The sequence below is a fragment of the Pseudomonas sp. SK2 genome (assembly GCF_016772395.1).
Taxonomy (GTDB): domain Bacteria; phylum Pseudomonadota; class Gammaproteobacteria; order Pseudomonadales; family Pseudomonadaceae; genus Aquipseudomonas; species Aquipseudomonas taiwanensis.
Map to the genome: position 1 here is coordinate 3,381,259 of NZ_CP061944.1, position 17,087 is coordinate 3,398,345.

At 63.0% G+C, this 17,087-nt stretch carries 17 protein-coding genes and 2 tRNA genes; 6 read left to right on the forward strand and 13 right to left on the reverse strand.

The window, feature by feature from the left end:
* Window position 1 precedes the first annotated feature (1 nt).
* The gene (locus tag IF103_RS15190; RefSeq protein WP_023381236.1) at window positions 2-1,066 is read right to left on the reverse strand and encodes an AI-2E family transporter; all 1,065 of its coding nucleotides are present in this window, start codon (window positions 1,064-1,066) and stop codon (window positions 2-4) included.
* 130 nt (window positions 1,067-1,196) lie between these two features.
* On the opposite strand from IF103_RS15190, the gene trhP reads away from it, so the two are divergent.
* From trhP to IF103_RS15210, 4 genes are all read left to right on the forward strand, one after another.
* Complete coding sequence (trhP, locus tag IF103_RS15195) at window positions 1,197-2,531, forward strand: prephenate-dependent tRNA uridine(34) hydroxylase TrhP (RefSeq protein ID WP_023381237.1); 1,335 nt, start codon at window positions 1,197-1,199, stop codon at window positions 2,529-2,531.
* Between the two features lie 118 nt (window positions 2,532-2,649).
* A complete protein-coding gene (locus IF103_RS15200; protein WP_202675455.1) occupies window positions 2,650-3,078 on the forward strand; it encodes a DUF411 domain-containing protein in 429 nt (142 codons plus the stop codon).
* Window positions 3,078-3,515, forward strand: coding sequence for a YqaA family protein (locus IF103_RS15205; RefSeq protein WP_023381239.1), 438 nt, complete (start codon window positions 3,078-3,080; stop codon window positions 3,513-3,515). Before IF103_RS15200 ends, IF103_RS15205 begins: the two co-directional genes overlap by 1 nt.
* A gap of 75 nt (window positions 3,516-3,590) precedes the next feature.
* Entirely contained in the window at window positions 3,591-4,589 is a 999-nt protein-coding gene (locus IF103_RS15210; protein WP_104881488.1) for an alpha/beta fold hydrolase, read from the forward strand.
* Between the two features lie 131 nt (window positions 4,590-4,720).
* Here the strand turns inward: IF103_RS15210 and IF103_RS15215 are convergent, their stop codons facing one another.
* The 8 genes from IF103_RS15215 to IF103_RS15250 all read right to left on the reverse strand — a co-directional run bounded on the left by IF103_RS15215 (window position 4,721) and on the right by IF103_RS15250 (window position 12,347).
* Window positions 4,721-5,302, reverse strand: coding sequence for a DinB family protein (locus tag IF103_RS15215; RefSeq protein ID WP_023381241.1), 582 nt, complete (start codon window positions 5,300-5,302; stop codon window positions 4,721-4,723).
* A 12-nt stretch (window positions 5,303-5,314) separates the two neighbouring features.
* Window positions 5,315-6,421, reverse strand: a complete 1,107-nt coding sequence (gene zapE, locus IF103_RS15220; protein WP_023381242.1) for a cell division protein ZapE — start codon at window positions 6,419-6,421, stop codon at window positions 5,315-5,317.
* A gap of 71 nt (window positions 6,422-6,492) precedes the next feature.
* Window positions 6,493-6,885 (reverse strand): D-ribose pyranase, encoded by a 393-nt coding sequence (rbsD, locus tag IF103_RS15225; RefSeq protein WP_104881487.1) that lies wholly within the window; start codon window positions 6,883-6,885, stop codon window positions 6,493-6,495.
* Window positions 6,882-7,787, reverse strand: a complete 906-nt coding sequence (gene rbsK / locus IF103_RS15230; RefSeq protein WP_202675456.1) for a ribokinase — start codon at window positions 7,785-7,787, stop codon at window positions 6,882-6,884. The genes rbsD and rbsK overlap by 4 nt, the downstream gene beginning before the upstream one ends.
* A gap of 9 nt (window positions 7,788-7,796) precedes the next feature.
* Entirely contained in the window at window positions 7,797-8,819 is a 1,023-nt protein-coding gene (locus tag IF103_RS15235) for a LacI family DNA-binding transcriptional regulator (RefSeq protein ID WP_202675457.1), read from the reverse strand.
* Window positions 8,820-8,823: 4 nt separating this feature from the next.
* Complete coding sequence (locus tag IF103_RS15240; RefSeq protein WP_023381246.1) at window positions 8,824-9,819, reverse strand: ABC transporter permease; 996 nt, start codon at window positions 9,817-9,819, stop codon at window positions 8,824-8,826.
* Window positions 9,816-11,369 carry a sugar ABC transporter ATP-binding protein gene (locus tag IF103_RS15245; protein ID WP_027908172.1) on the reverse strand — a complete coding sequence of 518 codons (1,554 nt, stop codon included), beginning with the start codon at window positions 11,367-11,369 and terminating at the stop codon, window positions 9,816-9,818. The genes IF103_RS15240 and IF103_RS15245 overlap by 4 nt, the downstream gene beginning before the upstream one ends.
* 21 nt (window positions 11,370-11,390) lie before the next feature.
* Window positions 11,391-12,347, reverse strand: a complete 957-nt coding sequence (locus tag IF103_RS15250; RefSeq protein WP_027908173.1) for a sugar ABC transporter substrate-binding protein — start codon at window positions 12,345-12,347, stop codon at window positions 11,391-11,393.
* 318 nt (window positions 12,348-12,665) lie between these two features.
* On the opposite strand from IF103_RS15250, the gene IF103_RS15255 reads away from it, so the two are divergent.
* Together IF103_RS15255 and IF103_RS15260 are read left to right on the forward strand one after the other, a co-directional pair.
* Window positions 12,666-13,754, forward strand: coding sequence for an asparaginase (locus tag IF103_RS15255; protein WP_023381249.1), 1,089 nt, complete (start codon window positions 12,666-12,668; stop codon window positions 13,752-13,754).
* A 181-nt stretch (window positions 13,755-13,935) separates the two neighbouring features.
* Entirely contained in the window at window positions 13,936-14,178 is a 243-nt protein-coding gene (locus IF103_RS15260; protein WP_023381250.1) for a DUF1654 domain-containing protein, read from the forward strand.
* Between the two features lie 38 nt (window positions 14,179-14,216).
* Here the strand turns inward: IF103_RS15260 and IF103_RS15265 are convergent, their stop codons facing one another.
* From IF103_RS15265 to IF103_RS15280, 4 genes are all read right to left on the reverse strand, one after another.
* Window positions 14,217-14,642, reverse strand: a complete 426-nt coding sequence (locus tag IF103_RS15265) for a hypothetical protein (protein ID WP_023381251.1) — start codon at window positions 14,640-14,642, stop codon at window positions 14,217-14,219.
* 88 nt (window positions 14,643-14,730) lie between these two features.
* Window positions 14,731-15,303, reverse strand: coding sequence for an SPOR domain-containing protein (locus IF103_RS15270; protein ID WP_023381252.1), 573 nt, complete (start codon window positions 15,301-15,303; stop codon window positions 14,731-14,733).
* A 141-nt stretch (window positions 15,304-15,444) separates the two neighbouring features.
* Window positions 15,445-15,521 (reverse strand) — tRNA-Val (locus IF103_RS15275).
* Window positions 15,522-16,844: 1,323 nt separating this feature from the next.
* A tRNA-Val gene (locus IF103_RS15280) sits at window positions 16,845-16,921 on the reverse strand.
* Window positions 16,922-17,087 lie beyond the last annotated feature (166 nt).

Below are 17,087 nucleotides of genomic sequence, written 5' to 3' on the forward strand. Positions count from 1 at the left end.
CCTACTGCGGCAACTGCACCTTCGGCTTGGTCGATGCGAAAATCGCCCAACTGGAGACGAACAAGGCCGCGATCAACGGCCCGATCACGAACCCATTGAGCCCGAACACCGCCAGCCCGCCCAAGGTGGACACCAGGATCAGGTAATCGGGCATTCGGGTGTCCTTGCCCACCAGAATCGGTCGTAGCAGGTTGTCCACCAGGCCAATCACCAGCACCCCGAATGCCGTCAGGATCGCGCCCTGCAGAATCGCTCCGGTCAGCAGGAAATACGCCGCCACCGGTGCCCAGACAATGCCCGCGCCCACCGCCGGCAACAACGACAGGAACGCCATCAACACCGCCCATACCAGCGCACTGGGAATGTCCAGCACCCAGAAGATGAATCCGCCCAGCGCGCCCTGGGTGATCGCGACCAGCACGTTGCCCTTGACCGTCGCCCGCACCACGCGGTTGAACTTCAGTTGCAGACGGCGCTTCTGGTGCTCGGGCAACGGCACCGCAAGCCGTACCTGACGAGCCACCTCCGGCCCCTCGCGCAAGAAGAAGAACAGCAGGTACATCATGATGCCGAAGCTGATCAGGAATTCGAAGGTGCCTTGGCCGAAGTTGAACGCCTGGCTGGCCAGTACCTGACTGCCCTGGGTGGCCCATTTGGTGATTTTCTCGCGCAGGCCGTCGAAGTTACCCATGCCCATCCTGTCCAGCCCTTGCTGGGCGAAGGCGGGCAGCATGTCCCGGCCGCGCTCGACATAGCCGGCGATGTCCAGTTGACCGCTCTCGATGCGCTGGTACAACGCCGCCCCCTCCTGCACCAGCAATGCGCTGGTGATGATCACCGGCAAGATGGCCACCATCAGGCATACCAGCAAAGTGGCCGCGGCGGCCAGGTTACGACGCCGACCGAAGCGGATCAGCAGATGGCGCTGCAAAGGCGCGAAGAGGATGCCGAGAATCACCGCCCAGAAGATGGCGCCGTAATAGGGCAGTAGTATCCACGCGAAAGCGACCGACACCAACGTCAGGAGTACGGCCAGGGCTCTGTTCTGGAGGGCGGTTTCGTTCATGGTGATTCCTTGAGTGTCCTGGTTGTTAGTGCAGGCCATCACAGGAAAAGTGCCACCCTGGCGTTGATTCAAATCAATACGCAGCCGCGAGCCGAGCCTTAGCATCCGCCGCTTTTGCCCCGGTGCGCACATGACCTCCTTCGCCAAGCCCGAATTGCTGGCCCCAGCCGGCACCCTCAAGACCATGCGCTATGCCTTCGCCTATGGCGCCGATGCGGTCTACGCCGGCCAGCCGCGCTACAGCCTGCGCGTGCGCAACAATGAATTCGACCACGCCAACCTGGCCTTGGGCATCCAGGAGGCGCACGCCCGGGGCAAGCGCTTTTACGTGGTGGTCAACATCGCCCCGCACAACGCCAAGCTCAAGACCTTCCTCAAAGACCTTGCGCCCGTGATCGACATGGCGCCCGATGCGCTGATCATGTCCGACCCGGGCCTGATCATGCTGGTGCGCCAGCACTTCCCGCACATGCCGGTGCACCTGTCGGTACAGGCCAACACGGTCAACTGGGCCAGTGTGCAGTTCTGGCAGCAATTGGGCTTGAGTCGGGTCATCCTGTCCCGTGAACTGTCGCTAGAGGAAATCGCGGAAATCCGTCAGCAGGTGCCGGAGATGGAACTGGAAGTGTTCGTCCACGGTGCCCTGTGCATGGCGTACTCTGGCCGCTGCCTGTTGTCGGGCTACCTGAACAAGCGCGATGCCAACCAAGGCACCTGCACCAATGCCTGCCGCTGGAAGTACGACGCCCAGCCGGCCACTGAAAACGCCACCGGCGACATCGTGCAACTGGTCGAACCGACACTCGGCCTGGGCACCCCTACCGACCAGCTGTTCCTGCTGCAGGAGAGCAACCGCCCGGGCGAGGCGATGCCCGCCTTCGAGGACGAGCACGGTACCTACATCATGAACGCCAAGGACCTGCGCGCTATCCAGCATGTCGAGCGGCTGACCGCCATGGGGGTGCATTCGCTGAAAATCGAAGGCCGGACCAAGTCGCACTTCTACTGTGCCCGCGCGGTGCAATCCTATCGCCAGGCCATCGACGACGCGGTGGCCGGCCGACCCTTCGACCGAAGCCTGATGGGCAACCTCGAATCTCTTGCACAGCGTGGCTACACCGAGGGTTTCCTGCGCCGCCATGTTCACGACGAGTACCAGAACTACCAACGAGGCAACTCGGTGTCCGAGCGCCAGCAGTTCGTTGGCGAGCTGACGGGCGAGCGCGTTGATGGGCTGGCCGAGGTCAAGGTGAAGAACCGCTTCGCCGTGGGCGATCACCTGGAGCTGATGACCCCGCGTGGCAATTATCATTTCGACCTCCATCGCCTGAACAACCGGCAGCAACGGGCCATCGACGTGGCGCCGGGGGATGGCCACATCGTGTACCTGCCCATTCCTGAGCAGGTCCCATTGTCGTTCGGCCTGCTGATGCGTGACCTTGGCCAGGACGAGCAGGCGAGCTGACGACGTGCACGCTGCGCCGGGAGGCGGCTTACGCTATGCTGCTGACCTACCGCCGGGCCTGGAACCGACGCCTGTGATGACAGGCATGCGGCTGCGTCTTAGAAGGAGTTGAACCCTCATGCTGCGTAAACACTTGATCACCCTGGGACTGCTGGCCTTCACAGGCCTGGCCCAGGCAGCCGAAACCATCGACGTCTACCGCGACCCCAACTGCGGCTGCTGCAAAGCCTGGATCAGCCACCTTCGCGACAACGGCTTCACCGTCAATGACCATGTCGAGCCGAACATGAGCGCGGTCAAGCAGCGCCTGGGCGTCGCACCGCGCCTGGCGTCGTGTCACACCGGGGTGATCGACGGCAAGTTCGTCGAAGGCCATGTGCCGGCCGAGCAGGTGCGTCTGCTGGCCAAGCGCACTGACCTAAAAGGCCTGGCAGTACCCGGCATGCCCATGGGCTCGCCAGGTATGGAAATGGGCGATCACAAGGACCCTTACCAGGTCATCGGGGTGACCCAGGAAGGCAAGGACACCGTGGTCGCCAACTACTGATGCTCAGCCTCTGGGCGCTGTTTCTCAGCGCCTTTGGCGCAGCGACCCTGCTGCCTCTACAGTCGGAAGCCGTGCTGGTGGGGTTGCTGCTGCGCCAGCCCGACACCTGGGCGACCCTCCTTGCGGTGGCAACCTTGGGCAATGTGCTCGGTTCGGTGGTCAACTGGCTGCTAGGCCGCGCCATCGAGCACCTGCGCGAGAAGCGCTGGTTCCCTTTCAGCGCCGCGCAACTGGAGCGTGCCCAGCAGCGCTACCAACGCTGGGGACAATGGTCGCTGCTGCTCAGTTGGATGCCCGTGATTGGCGACCCGCTGACATTGATCGCCGGCATCATGCGCGAACCCTTCTGGCGTTTCCTGTTGCTGGTGACCCTGGCCAAGGCCGGTCGCTACACCGTGTTGGCGATGATCACGCTGGGCTGGTTTCACGCCTGGTAACACCTTTAACGTTTCATCAGGGCAAGCGACTGCTACAGTCGCCCATTCCTACATGGCCCTACACGGAGTGCCCCCATGCTGCGCGCAACCGCCCTGGCCCTGGCCTGCCTGATGACGGGCCCGGCCCTCGCCGCTGAAATGCCCACCTACGGTCAACAGCTCGAAGGCTTCCAGTACCCCTACCCGCTCAGGCATTTCGACTTCACCTCCCAGGGGCAGCGCCTGCAGATGGGGTACATGGACGTGCCTGCCAAGGGGCAAGCCAATGGCCGCAGCGTCGTGCTGATGCACGGCAAGAACTTCTGCGCCGCCACCTGGGAAACCACCATCGACGCCCTGAGCCAGGCTGGCTACCGGGTCATCGCGCCCGACCAGGTCGGTTTCTGTAGCTCCAGCAAGCCTGCCCACTACCAGTACAGCTTCCAGCAACTGGCCGACAACACCCAGGCGCTGCTCGCCCAGTTAGGCATCAAGCAGGCGGTCATCCTCGGTCATTCCACAGGCGGCATGCTCGCCACCCGCTACGCCTTGATGTACCCACAGCAAGTCGAACGCCTGGCCATGGTCAATCCCATTGGCCTGGAGGACTGGAAAGCCCTAGGCGTGCCTTACCGGACGGTCGATCAGTGGTACCAACGAGAGCTGAAGCTCGATGCCGACGGTGTGCGCAAGTATGAGCGCAATACCTATTACGCCGGGCGCTGGAAGCCCGAGTACGAACGCTGGGTGCAGATGCTGGTGGGGTTGAACACAGGGCCTGGGCATGAACGTGTGGCATGGAACTCGGCGCTGATCTACGACATGATCTTCACCCAACCGGTGTATCACGAGTTCAAGGACCTGAAGATGCCGACGTTGCTGTTGATCGGCGATCAGGACACCACGGCCATCGGCAGCGATATCGCGCCAACGGATGTAAAAGCCAAGCTTGGCCAGTACAAAGTGCTGGGGCCGCAGGTGGCCAAGATGATCCCCCAAGGCGAACTGGTGACCTTCGCCGGGCTGGGACACGCGCCACAGATCGAGGAGCCGGCGCAGTTTCACAAGGCGTTGATCGAATGGCTGGGGCGTTGACCCGGTAAACGCAGACGCCTGTGGGAGTGGCTAACTGTCACGATCGAGCGGCAAGGATTCTCACTCCGCCCGCTACGCCGTGGGGCTGCCGGGCGGGCCTTTCGCGATGCAAGGCCCCTCCCACGGGCGGCTCAGTTCTTCCAGATCTGTGCTTCGGTCCAGCCAAGTTCGGCAAAATCCTCCGCCCGCAACCCGGCTTCCTCCTCGCAGAAGAACTCGTCCAGCTGGGGCGGTCTCACCGAGGTGTTGCTAAGCATCCCGTGCACTTGGCCACGGTGATGGATCTGGTGCTCGAACAAATGCGCCAGCAGGCGCAACCGAGGCTCGCGTTGCATGCGCTGAGGACGGGCAATGTTCACATACCGGGCCAACTGGTCATCACGCAATCCCTGGCAATAGCTGATCAACCGATGGTCTGCCTGGGCTTGCTCGGCATGCAGGTCAGCGCAGGTGGCGAACGGCTGTTCCGGCTCGAAAAAGCGCTCTGCATCCGGGGTAGGTGTTTCCCCGCGCTGCTCGCATTCGAGCATGTGCAAATAGAACCAGTCCACCGTCAACAGATGGTTGAGGGTGGACTTGATCGATGGGAAAAAACTGCAACGCGGGGCGACGAATTCGTCCTGGGTCAGTTGCAGGCAAGCCTTGTACAGGCGGTGATTGGCCCAGGCATTGTTGTAGGCCTGGGTCAGCAGATGATGCGACAGCGGCTCCATGATTCGGCTCCTTCAGGCGAAGCGTTGCAGTTGCATCTCCCGTAGCCGGCTGAGGGTCCGTTGATACGGGAACGCCAGATACCCTTGAGTGTAGAGTGCTTCGAGCGGTACCTGCGCTTCCAGGTACAAAGCCACCTTGCGGTCATAGCACTCATCGACCAGGGCGATGAAGCGGCGCACCGCATCGTCCTTGGGCGACAGCATCGGCAATTGGCGATCGCCAGCCTCGACCCGGGCCGCTGCATCTTCGGTACCGCGAGCGATACGCCCTGCCCGTTGCTCTCCACCCAGGGCCGGGATGCCCTCCACCAAAATGGCCGAAAAGCGATCGCACAATGCCATGAACTCCATGGCTGCCAGGGGCTGCTCGCACAAGTCGGCGAAGCGGCACCAAATGGCCTGCTCGCTACGGCGTACCACGTGAATCTGGCGGCTGCCCAGCGTCAGCGGTTGATCCGTGCCTGGCTCGTGCGCACTGAGCTGTTCGAAAACCCGCGCAAGGGCAGTGCTGCCGCCCGCCTCGGCCACCCAGTAGCGTTGCCGCGCAGCCCCTGGGTGCAAGCGGTGATCCTGCTCGCCGGCCACCGAGAGCACCTTCATGTGCCGCTCGATGGCGGCTATCGCCGGCAGGAAACGCTCGCGGTTGAAGCCGTCGCGGTACAGCTGGTCCGGCGGCTGGTTTGAGGTGGCCACGATGACCACACCCTCATCGAACAGCACCTGGAACAAGCGCCCCAGGATGATCGCATCGCCTATGTCGCTGACGAACAGTTCATCGAAGCACAGCACGCGGATCTGCCCGGCCAGCTCACGTGCCAGTGCATGCAACGGGTCGGCAGTGCCGTTGAGCTGGAACAGCCGCTGGTGCACCCAGGCCATGAAGTGATGGAAGTGCTGCCGTCGGGCAGGCACTTGCAGGCAACGGTGGAACAGGTCCATGAGCCAGGTCTTGCCACGCCCGACTGGCCCCCAGAGGTAGATACCCTGGGCGTGTCTGCCTTGTCGCAGGCTGTCGAAGCACGCCTGCAGGGCGATGGCAGCCTGGGCCTGGGCAGCGTCGGGAACGTAACCTTGGTCGCTAAGGGCCTGTTGGTAGAGCGTTTGCGGATCTGGGTGCATGGTTCATCGCACTGGACGGTCAGCGAGCATTGTCCGCAACGGCCTCATCGCCGGCAAGCCGGCTCGTACAGCTAGAAGGTGACGCCGGCTATCAGGGCGATGTTGCTGTAAGGCTTGCACTCCCCCGTGCGCACCACGGCCTTGGCCTGACGGCTGAGGCGTTTGAACTGTTCGTGGGGCATCAACTCACGCCGTTCCAGCGGCAAGCGTGCCACTTCCGCCAGCGCAGGTGGCGACACGTCCAGCATTTCTTCTGCTACCACATAACGCTCAACTTGCATCTCGCTCAGCACGGTACGTAGCACACTGGCGAAATCCGGAATGCCTGGCGTCACCGCCAGGTCGATCAGCTCGACGCCCGGCGGTACCGGCAACCCGGCATCGCCGATCACCAGGATGTCGCCATGCCCCAGGCCTGCAATGGTGCGTGACAAGGCGATGTTGAGCAGTGCGGTCTTCTTCATGGCAGCTCCTTGAGGTACGGGATGGACGGCTGCGCACCCACGCGGGTAACGGACAGCGCCGCGGCGCGTTGGCCGAAAGCGATGGCGGCATCCTCCGTCAGGCCACGCACCAGCGCGGCGGCGAACCCGCCAATGAAGGTATCGCCGGCGGCGGTGGTATCCAACGCCTTGACCTTGGGCGCGGGGAAGTGCCGGCTGCCTTGCGCGCAAACCAGCAGGGCCCCGTGCGCGCCCAGCGTGATGATCACCTTGCGCACCCCCAGTTGCACCAGGCGCTCACCCGCACGCCGGGCGCTGTCGAGGTCGCTGACTGGCACGCCGGTCAGCGCTTGGGCCTCGCTTTCGTTCGGGGCAAGGTAATCGATGTGGGCCAGCCATTGTGTCGGCAACGGGCCGGTGGCCGGCGCGGGGTTGAGAATCACGGTCTTGCCAAGCTCACGCCCCCGGGCCAGGGTCCAGGCCACGGTGTCGGCCGGCACCTCGAGCTGGCAGATGATCACTTCGGCCGCCTGCAACAACCCATCGAACTGCTGCACGGCCTGTGGCGTCAGCAGGCCGTTGCCACCGGGAATGATGACGATGCAGTTCTGGCTGGCGGCATCCACGGTAATCAGCGCCACGCCGCTGGAAACGCCCTCGCATACCTTGACTGCCTGGCAGTCGATACCTTCGACCTCCAGCGCTTGGCGCAGCTGCTGGCCATAGGCGTCATCGCCAACGTTGCCGACCATCGCCACAGTGCCGCCCAGTCGGGCGACGGCCACCGCCTGATTGGCACCTTTGCCCCCAGGCACGGTGAAAAAGGTTTCGCCGGCCAGCGTTTCGCCCGGACGTGGCAGGCGTTCGGCGCGGGCCACCAGGTCCATGTTGAGGCTACCGACCACCACTACCTTGGCCTTCATGGCTGCTCCTTAGCGGTAATCATTGAACAGGTCCGGGCGTGGCCCGGTGGACTCGCGGGCAACGATACGCGGTGCAACGATACGCTGCTCCGAAGCCCCCAGGCGCGGTGTGGCGATGCGCGACAGCAGCAGCGCCGCAGCGCTTTCGCCCAGCTCGCGGATCGACTGGCCCACGGTGGTCAGCGGTGGGTACACATAACGGCTCAGTTCGATATCGTCGAAACCGATCACCGACAACTCGCCTGGCACGTTGATGTTGCGTTCGGCGGCGGCACGCAGCACGCCGAAGCCAATCATGTCATTGCCGGCGAAGATCGCCGTGGGTCGGTTGCCATCGAGCAGCGTCGCCGCCGCCGCATGGCCACCGGGACTGGTGAAGTCGCAGTGCAGGACACGGCCGGGCTCCACCGGCGCCTGCGCCTGGGTCATGGCCCGGCGAAAACCGGCCAGGCGCAGTTGGCTGACACCGGTCTGCGCGGGGCCGCCGATGTAGGCAATATCACGATGGCCCAGTTCGAGCAGGTGCACGGTCGCCAGGTAGGCACCCTGTTCATGATCGATGCGCACCAGGTCGGCATCGACCCCCTCCAGTTCGCGGTCGACGATGACCATTGGCGTCCGCACACCGGCAAGGCTCTGCAGCAGGTCGCTGTCCTCGCCCACCGACGCCACCACCAGGCCATCGATGCGCTTTTCCAGCAGCACGCGCAGATAGCTGCGCTGCTTCTGTGGGTTGTCATCCGAGTTGCACAGGATCACGCAGTAACCATTGCGCTCGCAGGCATCCTCGATACCCCGCGCCAGCTCGGCGAAGTACGGGTTGACACTGTTGGGCACCAGCAGGCCGATGGTCGCCGTACTACGTGCCTTGAGCGAGCGGGCCACCGCACTGGGTACATAGTCGAGCTCGGCGATGGCCGCCTCGACCTTCAGCCGCACCTGTTCACTGACCGGGCGGGTCTTGTTCAGTACATGAGACACCGTGGTATAGGAAATACCTGCGAGTGCCGCGACGTCTTTGATGGTTGCCATAAATTCAGTTCCGCCGACTTGCGCGCCGGCTGCGGTAGGTGTCGAGCACCACGGCGATGACGATGACCGCCCCGGTGATGATTCGTTTGGTGGGCTCGGAGGCGCCGATCTGCGCCAGCCCCGCGGCCAGTACCGAGATGATCAGCACGCCGAAGAAGGTGCTGATGACCGAACCACGCCCGCCCATCAGGCTGGTGCCACCGATGACCACAGCGGCAATCACCTGCAATTCAAGGCCCGAGCCGGCGTTGGGGTCTGCCGCCTCGAGGCGCGAGATCTGGAATAGCGCGGCCAGACCAGCCAAGAGCCCCATCAAGGCGAACACCACGACTTTGTAAGGGCGTGGGTCGATGCCGGCCAGGCGAACAGCCTCTTCATTGGTGCCGATGCCGATCAGGTAGCGCCCGAACACCGTGCGGGTCAGCACCAGCTGGGCCGCCAGAATCACCAGCAAGGCCAGGATGAACGCCGGCGAAATGCCAAAGGCAATCGGGTTGGAGAACCAGGCGTAGGCATCGCCGATGTAGGCGGTGCGCGAGTCGGTGAACTGGTAGGCCAACCCACGGGCCATCTCCAGCACGCCAAGGGAAACGATGAACGAGGGGATCCGCCAGGCCACGGTAACGGCCCCGGTGATGCTGCCCGCCAGCGCGGCCACGGCCATGCCGAGCAAGGCGGCGGGCAGCACCGACCACCCCCAGCCGAGGATCGCCACGCTGACCGTCGACGCCGCCAGCGCCAGCACCGAGCCCACAGACAGGTCGATGCCGCCGATGATCAGCACGAAGGTCATGCCCACCGCCAGCACCATCAGGTCGGGAATCTGGTTGGCCAGGGTGCTGAAGGTGGCATAGGACCAGAAATGGCTGCTCAGCAACGAGAACAGCACGATCATCGCCAGCAAGGCGCCGGCCAGGCCCAGGTAACTGCCCAGGCCGAAGTAGCTGCCGCCGCGGCGCACTGGTGTGCTGCCCGGGGTATCGAGGGGGGTGGTTTTCATGCATCAGTCCTGGGAGCTGCGTCGTGCAGCAGTGCGTCACGTTTCTGATAGCCAGCGAAGGCAGCGGCAAGAAGCTGGTCCTGGCGCCAATGTTCGCGTTCGAAGGTGTCGATCAGTCGCCCAGCGGAAAGGACCGCGATACGGTCGCAGATCAGCATCAACTCGCGCAGGTCGCTGGACACCACCACCAAGGCCTTGCCTTGACGCGCAAGGTCGGCCAGCAGGCCATAGATGTCGAACTTGGCGCCGACATCGATCCCCCGAGTCGGCTCGTCGAACAGCAGCACCTGGCAGTCCCGTTCCAGCCAACGGCCGATCACCACTTTCTGCTGGTTGCCCCCGGAAAGTTCACCGACCGCCTGGTCCTGGCCCGCACTGCGGATGCGCATGGCATTGATCTGCCGCTCGGCCAGAGCTTTTTCGGCGTCGCCGTCGAGTAAGCCGGCCTGGGAAACCGCGCTGTAGTTGCCCAAGGCGATGTTGGCAGCGATCGACTGCGACAACAGCAGGCCTTCGCCCTTGCGATCCTCGGTGATCAACGCGATGCCCGCTTGCACGGCAGCCTTGGGCGAGTCGATGGTCACGGCCTTGAGCGGCTGGCCGATCTCGATGCTGCCACTGTCGGCGACATCGGCGCCGAAGATCAGGCGCAGCAACTCGGTGCGGCCTGCGCCAATCAACCCGGAAATACCGAAGATCTCCCCTGCCCTGACCTGGAACGACACATCGCGCACCTTGTCACCCCGAGACAAACCGTCGACCTTGAGCAAGGGCGCACCCAGCGTGCGACCACCAAGGTCGATGTGTTCGCCCAATTCCCGGCCTACCATCAGGTTGACCAGCTCGGCACTGCTGTAGCGTTGGATGGGCTCATCGCACACCAGCTTGCCATCGCGCAGCACGACGATGCGCTGGGCCACGCGCTGCAGCTCTTCTAGGCGGTGGGAGATATAGACGATCGCCACGCCGCGCTGGCGCAAGCGTTCGATCTGCACGAACAGCAATTCGACCTCGCGGGCGGTGAGCATGGCGGTAGGTTCATCGAAGATCAGCACGCGGCAGTCGCCGATCAGGTTGCGGGCGATTTCGACCATCTGCTGGTGGCCGATGCCCAGTTGCCCAACCGGGGTGTCCGGGTCGATGGCGTCCAGCCCCACCTGGGCCATGGCCGCAGTGGCCAGCTGGCGCAGGCGCTTCTGGCTGATCCAGCCGAACCGGCTGGGGAGGTTGTCGAGGAAAAGATTCTCGGCCACGGTCAGGGTCGGCAGCAGGTTGAGCTCCTGCATGACCATGCGCACGCCCAGGCGCTCGGCCTCATTGCGGCTGCCAGGCGCATAGGCCTGGCCGCGATAGGTCATCTGCCCGGTGGTGGGTACCTCCAGGCCACTGATGAGCTTGGACAAGGTGCTCTTGCCAGCGCCGTTTTCACCGGTAAGGGCCAGCACCTCACCACCACGCAGGCTCAGGCTGACGTCGCCGAGCACTGGCTGGGCGTAGGTCTTGCCCAGCCCCGTTGCAACGAGCACCACTTCATTGGCCGATGCCGACATGGCCACGTCTCCTGCTGGGGGTCAAGGCTGGGTGATGAGTTGGACCGGGGTCTGGATGACATTGTCAGCATCCACATCCGGTTTCTCGCCCTTGAGCATTTTCAACGCTGCCTGGATGCCATACACCGCTTGCTGGCTGGCGGCCTGGTCGAGGGTGGCGAGAACCCGGCCATCCTTGAGCATCGGCTTGATTGCATTGATGTTGTCATAGCCGACCACCTGCACCTGACCGGTCTTGCCGGCGGCTCGCACAGCCGACACAGCGCCCAGGGCCATGCTGTCGTTGCCCGCAAGCAGCGCCTTGATATCGGGGTATTCGTTGAGCATCGAAGCGGCAACCGCGTTGCCTTTGTCGATCTCCCAGTTGCCGGACTGCACCGAGACGATCTTCACCTGCGCCGCTTCCATGGCGTCCTTGAAACCGGCGGTACGTTGCTGGGCATTGGTGGTGGTAGGCACGCCTTCGATGATACCGACCTGGTCGCCAGCCTTGAGTTTTTCCTTGGCCAGGTAGTCGCCGACCAGGCGAGCGCCCTTGCGGTTATCAGGGCCTACGAAGGGAACGCTGATGCCCTTGCTCTTGAGTACGTCCGGGTCCAGGCGGTTGTCGATGTTCACCACGGTGATGCCAGCATCCATGGCCTTCTTCAACACCGGTACCAATGCCTTGGAATCGGCCGGAGCGATGACCAAGGCCTTGGCGCCAGTGGCGATCATCTGCTCGACGATTCGGATCTGGTTGCCGGTATCGGTTTCATCCTTGATGCCGTTGGCCACCAGTTCGAACTCGCCCGGGTGGTCTTTCTGGTACGCCTTGGCGCCGTCCTCCATGGTGCGGAAGAACTCGTTGGCCAGGGACTTCATCACCAACGCAACCTTGGGCGCATCTTCGGCGTGGGCGGCAGACAGCGGCAGAGCGAGGGAAAGCGTGGAGGCGACAGCGAGGGCCAGCAGACGGCCAGTGAACGGCAGCTTCATGGGGAATGACTCCGAATCTTGTGATTTTTATCGGGTCGCAAACGTTTGCGGTTCCTAACTATGGAAACAAGACCTGCGTTTGTCAAATCCGTTTCGATGCCGGGGTCAAGGCGTGTGCGCGACGGATTATCCGGAATTTTTCCGATAAACCGAACACCTTTTGCTGATTTTGTTCGGAATCCCGAATGAGCGCAGCTACTCAAGCGCCCACACCCCCCGCAGGCGCTGGCTTGCCGGCGATGGGGCAGCTGGTACGAAAACTGCCTCACGTGCAAGGCGACACAGCAAAAATCTCATTAGGAAGAGAGCACAATAATCATGAATGCTGCATTGAAGACCTTCGCCCCCACCGCGCTCGCGCTGCTGCTGGCGCTGCCCGCCACCGTCTCGGCGAAGGAAGCCGAAACTCAACAGAAACTCGCCAACGTAGTGATCCTCGCCACGGGCGGCACCATTGCCGGCGCCGGCGCCAGTGCTGCCAACAGCGCTACCTACCAGGCCGCCAAGCTGGGCGTGGACAAACTCATCGCCGGCGTGCCGGAACTGGCCGGACTGGCCAACGTTCGCGGTGAACAAGTGATGCAGATCGCCTCGGAAAGCATCAGCAACGATGACTTGCTGAAGCTGGGCAAACGCGTCGCCGAACTGGCAGACAGCAAAGATGTCGACGGCATCGTCATCACCCACGGCACCGACACCCTGGAAGAGACCGCGTACTTCCTCAACCTGGTGGAGAAGACCGACAAGCCGATCGTGGTGGTGGGCTCTATGCGCCCAGGCACCGCCATGTCCGCCGATGGCATGCTCAACCTGTACAACGCTGTGGCCGTGGCCAGCGACAAGCAGTCGCGCGGCAAAGGCGTGCTGGTAACCCTGAATGACGAGATTCAATCCGGCCGAGACGTGAGCAAAGCGGTGAACATCAAGACCGAGGCCTTCAAGAGCGCCTGGGGCCCCATGGGCATGGTGGTGGAAGGCAAGTCCTACTGGTTCCGTTTGCCAGCCAAGCGCCACACCGTCAACTCGGAATTCGACATCAAGCAGATCAGCAGCCTGCCCCAGGTGGACATCGCCTACGGCTATGGCAACGTAACCGACACGGCCTACAAGGCACTGGCACAAAACGGCGCCAAGGCATTGATCCATGCCGGCACTGGCAATGGCTCGGTATCGTCGCGAGTGGTACCGGCCCTGCAGCAACTGCGCAAGGACGGCGTACAGATCATTCGCTCTTCCCACGTGAACCAGGGCGGCTTCGTACTGCGCAATGCCGAGCAGCCGGATGACAAGAACGACTGGGTCGTGGCGCATGACCTGAATCCACAGAAGGCGCGGATCCTGGCGATGGTGGCGATGACCAAGACCCAGGACAGCAAGGAACTGCAGCGCATCTTCTGGGAGTATTGATCGCATGATCCCCGCGGGAGCGGCCTACCGGCGCAACGCCGCTCCCGCGGGAATCGCGCCAGCCCGCTGCAAGTCAGCCGCAAACCCTTTGGAAGGCGGCTTGGCGGCGATGAAGCCAGTTGCGAAAATTCTTGTGGTGAAATACTGTACGTACATACAGCAACAACAAGGAAAGCGCTCCATGGCCAGCACCGCCACCGCAACCCCTAGCAGCTACGAACAACTGGGCCTTCGCGTCCAGAAGATCATCAACAATCCTCTCGCCCAGCGCAGCCGTGCCGCCCTGATCTTCCGGCTGGAACATGAGTCGGTGGAGGATTGGGAAACCCTGCTTGAGGAAATCGCCGAGAACGACAATGTCACCCTCGCCCACCGCGATGACGGCGGCGTGCAGATTTTCTGGACTGTGCCCAAGGAAGATTGACCTAGCAGGCACGTCTCGCGTCGGCCTGTGACTGCCATTCACGCCAGTGCCTGCAAGTAGGCACTGGCCTCCCGATAACGTGCCAGGCGCGCCAGGTCGGCAGGGCCTGGGGTGGCAATGCGGGTAAGATCACTGTTATCGGCAAGATCGGCCAGCTTGACCGTGCGGGCCAACGGGTCATCACCCAGGCGCACGACGAAATCCTGGTAGCTTTCGCCTTCACGCCTGCTCAATGCCAGCAAGGCCGCCAGGATCTTCAATGCGAAACCCTCACGGGCGAGGTCCGACAGCGTCAACGGGGTGTCTTCGAGCACATCGTGCAGCACCGCGACAATGCGCTGCTCAGGGGTCGCAACGCGCATCATCACCCGCAACGGGTGGAGAATGTACGCCGCCCCACCCTTATCGAATTGCCCTTCATGCGCCCTGGCGGCCACGACGATGGCCCGTTCCAGCGTAGACATGAGGCCCTCTCCGTTCAGCATCTCCTGTGTCCAAGCATAGCCGGGACCGGCGCGCCATGGCCACCCGCAGACTCGCCTAGCTCGCCGCCTAGCGCTCGACGCCGTGCTGGATGACGATCGAGTCAGTGCCGAGCTTGGCCATGACTTCAGCCTTGCGGGCCTCGGCTTCGGCCTTGGTGGGGAATGGTCCCATCAACACCACCGGCTTGCCATTGCGGTATTCCACCGAAGACGGAATACCCTTCTCGATCAGGCGTGCGGTCATATCGCTAAGTGCGCCCATGTTGGCGCCTTGAATCACTTCGACATCCCAGCCTTCAGGGGCCGGCTGATCGGCCAGGGCTTCGGCGCGGCGCTGCAGCTCCGCGCCACCGCACATTTCGCGGATACGCAAGTTGTTGCCGGTGTCATCGACGATGATTTCGTATTGGCCAGCGTCGCGCTTGATAGCGACGTAGCTGCGGTAGGCTTCGTACTGCCCGGCATCGTCCTTGCCACGCACCTGGCCGCAGATGGTGCCCTGGGTGTCGATCCGCACGTTGCCGAACTTGGCGGTCTTGGGGTTGTGCAGATGTTCGGCCACCTGCTTGTGTACGCCTTCGACCTCGTTCTCACAGCCCGCCAGGGCCAGCACTGCCATTACCACTGCCAGTTTGCGCACGCGTCCACCTCCAGATTCGAAGGGGCGGATTCTAGCATGATGGCCTTGCGCACGGGCCGCGACCATAGGTTACGGGCTGCAACAGCGTGGAAACGCGCAAACGAAAAAGGGCGACCCTATCGGATCGCCCCTCTTCAGATTTGGTAGGCACAATTGGACTCGAACCAACGACCCCCACCATGTCAAGGTGGTGCTCTAACCAACTGAGCTATGTGCCTGTCGTGTGGCGCGCATATTAAGGGGGATGCGCATGGCTGTAAAGCGTTTTTTTCAAAAAAATCAAAAACTTTCGGTTCTGGGGAGTGTTGAGTGGCAGGCCAAGGGGTTGGCGCTCATGCGATCGAGCGCCGCCGGCGCGGCGCATCGCGAGCAAGGCTCGCTCCTACGGTGGTGGCGGGCCAATTCTGTCTGCGGTTGGCGCGCGCGAACGCCTGGCCTGGATGACTCGAGATCGAGCCGTGCAATAACGCGCAACTGTAGGAGCGAGCCTTGCTCGCGAGAGGTGGATCCTGCGCGACCGAGCGCCGCCGGCGCGGCGCATCGCGAGCAAGGCTCGCTCCTACGGTGGTGGCGGGCCAATGTTGTCTGCGGTTGGCGCGCGCGAGCGCCTGGCCTGGCTGACTCGAAACCGCGCCGTGCAATAAAGCGCAACTGTAGGAGCGAGCCTTGCTCGCGAGAGGTGGATCCTGCGCGATCGAGCGCCGCCGGCGCGGCGCATCGCGAGCAAGGCTCGCTCCTACGGTGGTGGCGGGCCAATGTTGTCTGCGGTTGAGGCGCGCGAGCGCCTGGCCTGGGTGACTCGAAACCGCGCCGCGCAATAAAGCGCAACTGTAGGAGCGAGCCTTGCTCGCGAGAGGTGGATCCTGCGCGATCGAGTGCCGCCGGCGTGGCGCATCGCGAGCAAGGCTCGCTCCTACGGTGGTGGCGGGCCAATGTTGTCTGCGGTTGGCGCGCGCGAGCGCCTGGCCTGGCTGACTCGAAACCGCGCCGTGCAATAAAGCGCAACTGTAGGAGCGAGCCTTGCTCGCGAGAGGTGGATCCTGCGCGATCGAGCGCCGCCGGCGCGGCGCATCGCGAGCAAGGCTCGCTCCTACGGTGGTGGCGGGCCAATGTTGTCTGCGGTTGAGGCGCGCGAGCGCCTGGCCTGGGTGACTCGAAACCGCGCCGCGCAATAAAGCGCAACTGTAGGAGCGAGCCTTGCTCGCGAGAGGTGGATCCTGCGCGATCGAGTGCCGCCGGCGTGGCGCATCGCGAGCAAGGCTCGCTCCTACGGTGGTGGCGGGCCAATGTTGTCTGCGGTTGGCGCGCGCGAACGCCTGGCCTGGATGACTCGAGATCGCGCCGTGCAATAACGCGCAACTGTAGGAGCGAGCCTTGCTCGCGATGCGCCGCACAGGCGGCGCCCTTCTGAAGCCCCGCGAGATCTATGGCAGCTGCCCTGCCTCCACCACAGACGAGCACGCATGAACTTTTCTTGCACAAGCAAAAAGGGCGACCCCTTCGGATCGCCCTTCATGTGCCCGAAAGCCGGGACTTTTGTTTGGTAGGCACAATTGGACTCGAACCAACGACCCCCACCATGTCAAGGTGGTGCTCTAACCAACTGAGCTATGTGCCTGTCGATGTGGGCGCATTCTACGCGTTCCGAAACCGGTGTCAACTGTTTTTTTCCCGCTAACCCACTGAAACTTAAAAATATTTAGAGTCCAGGCGCTGGCAATGCGAGTAAAGGATTTTCAACGGACGACTAGCGGGTGTTTATTATTATTGATAGCATCGGTACA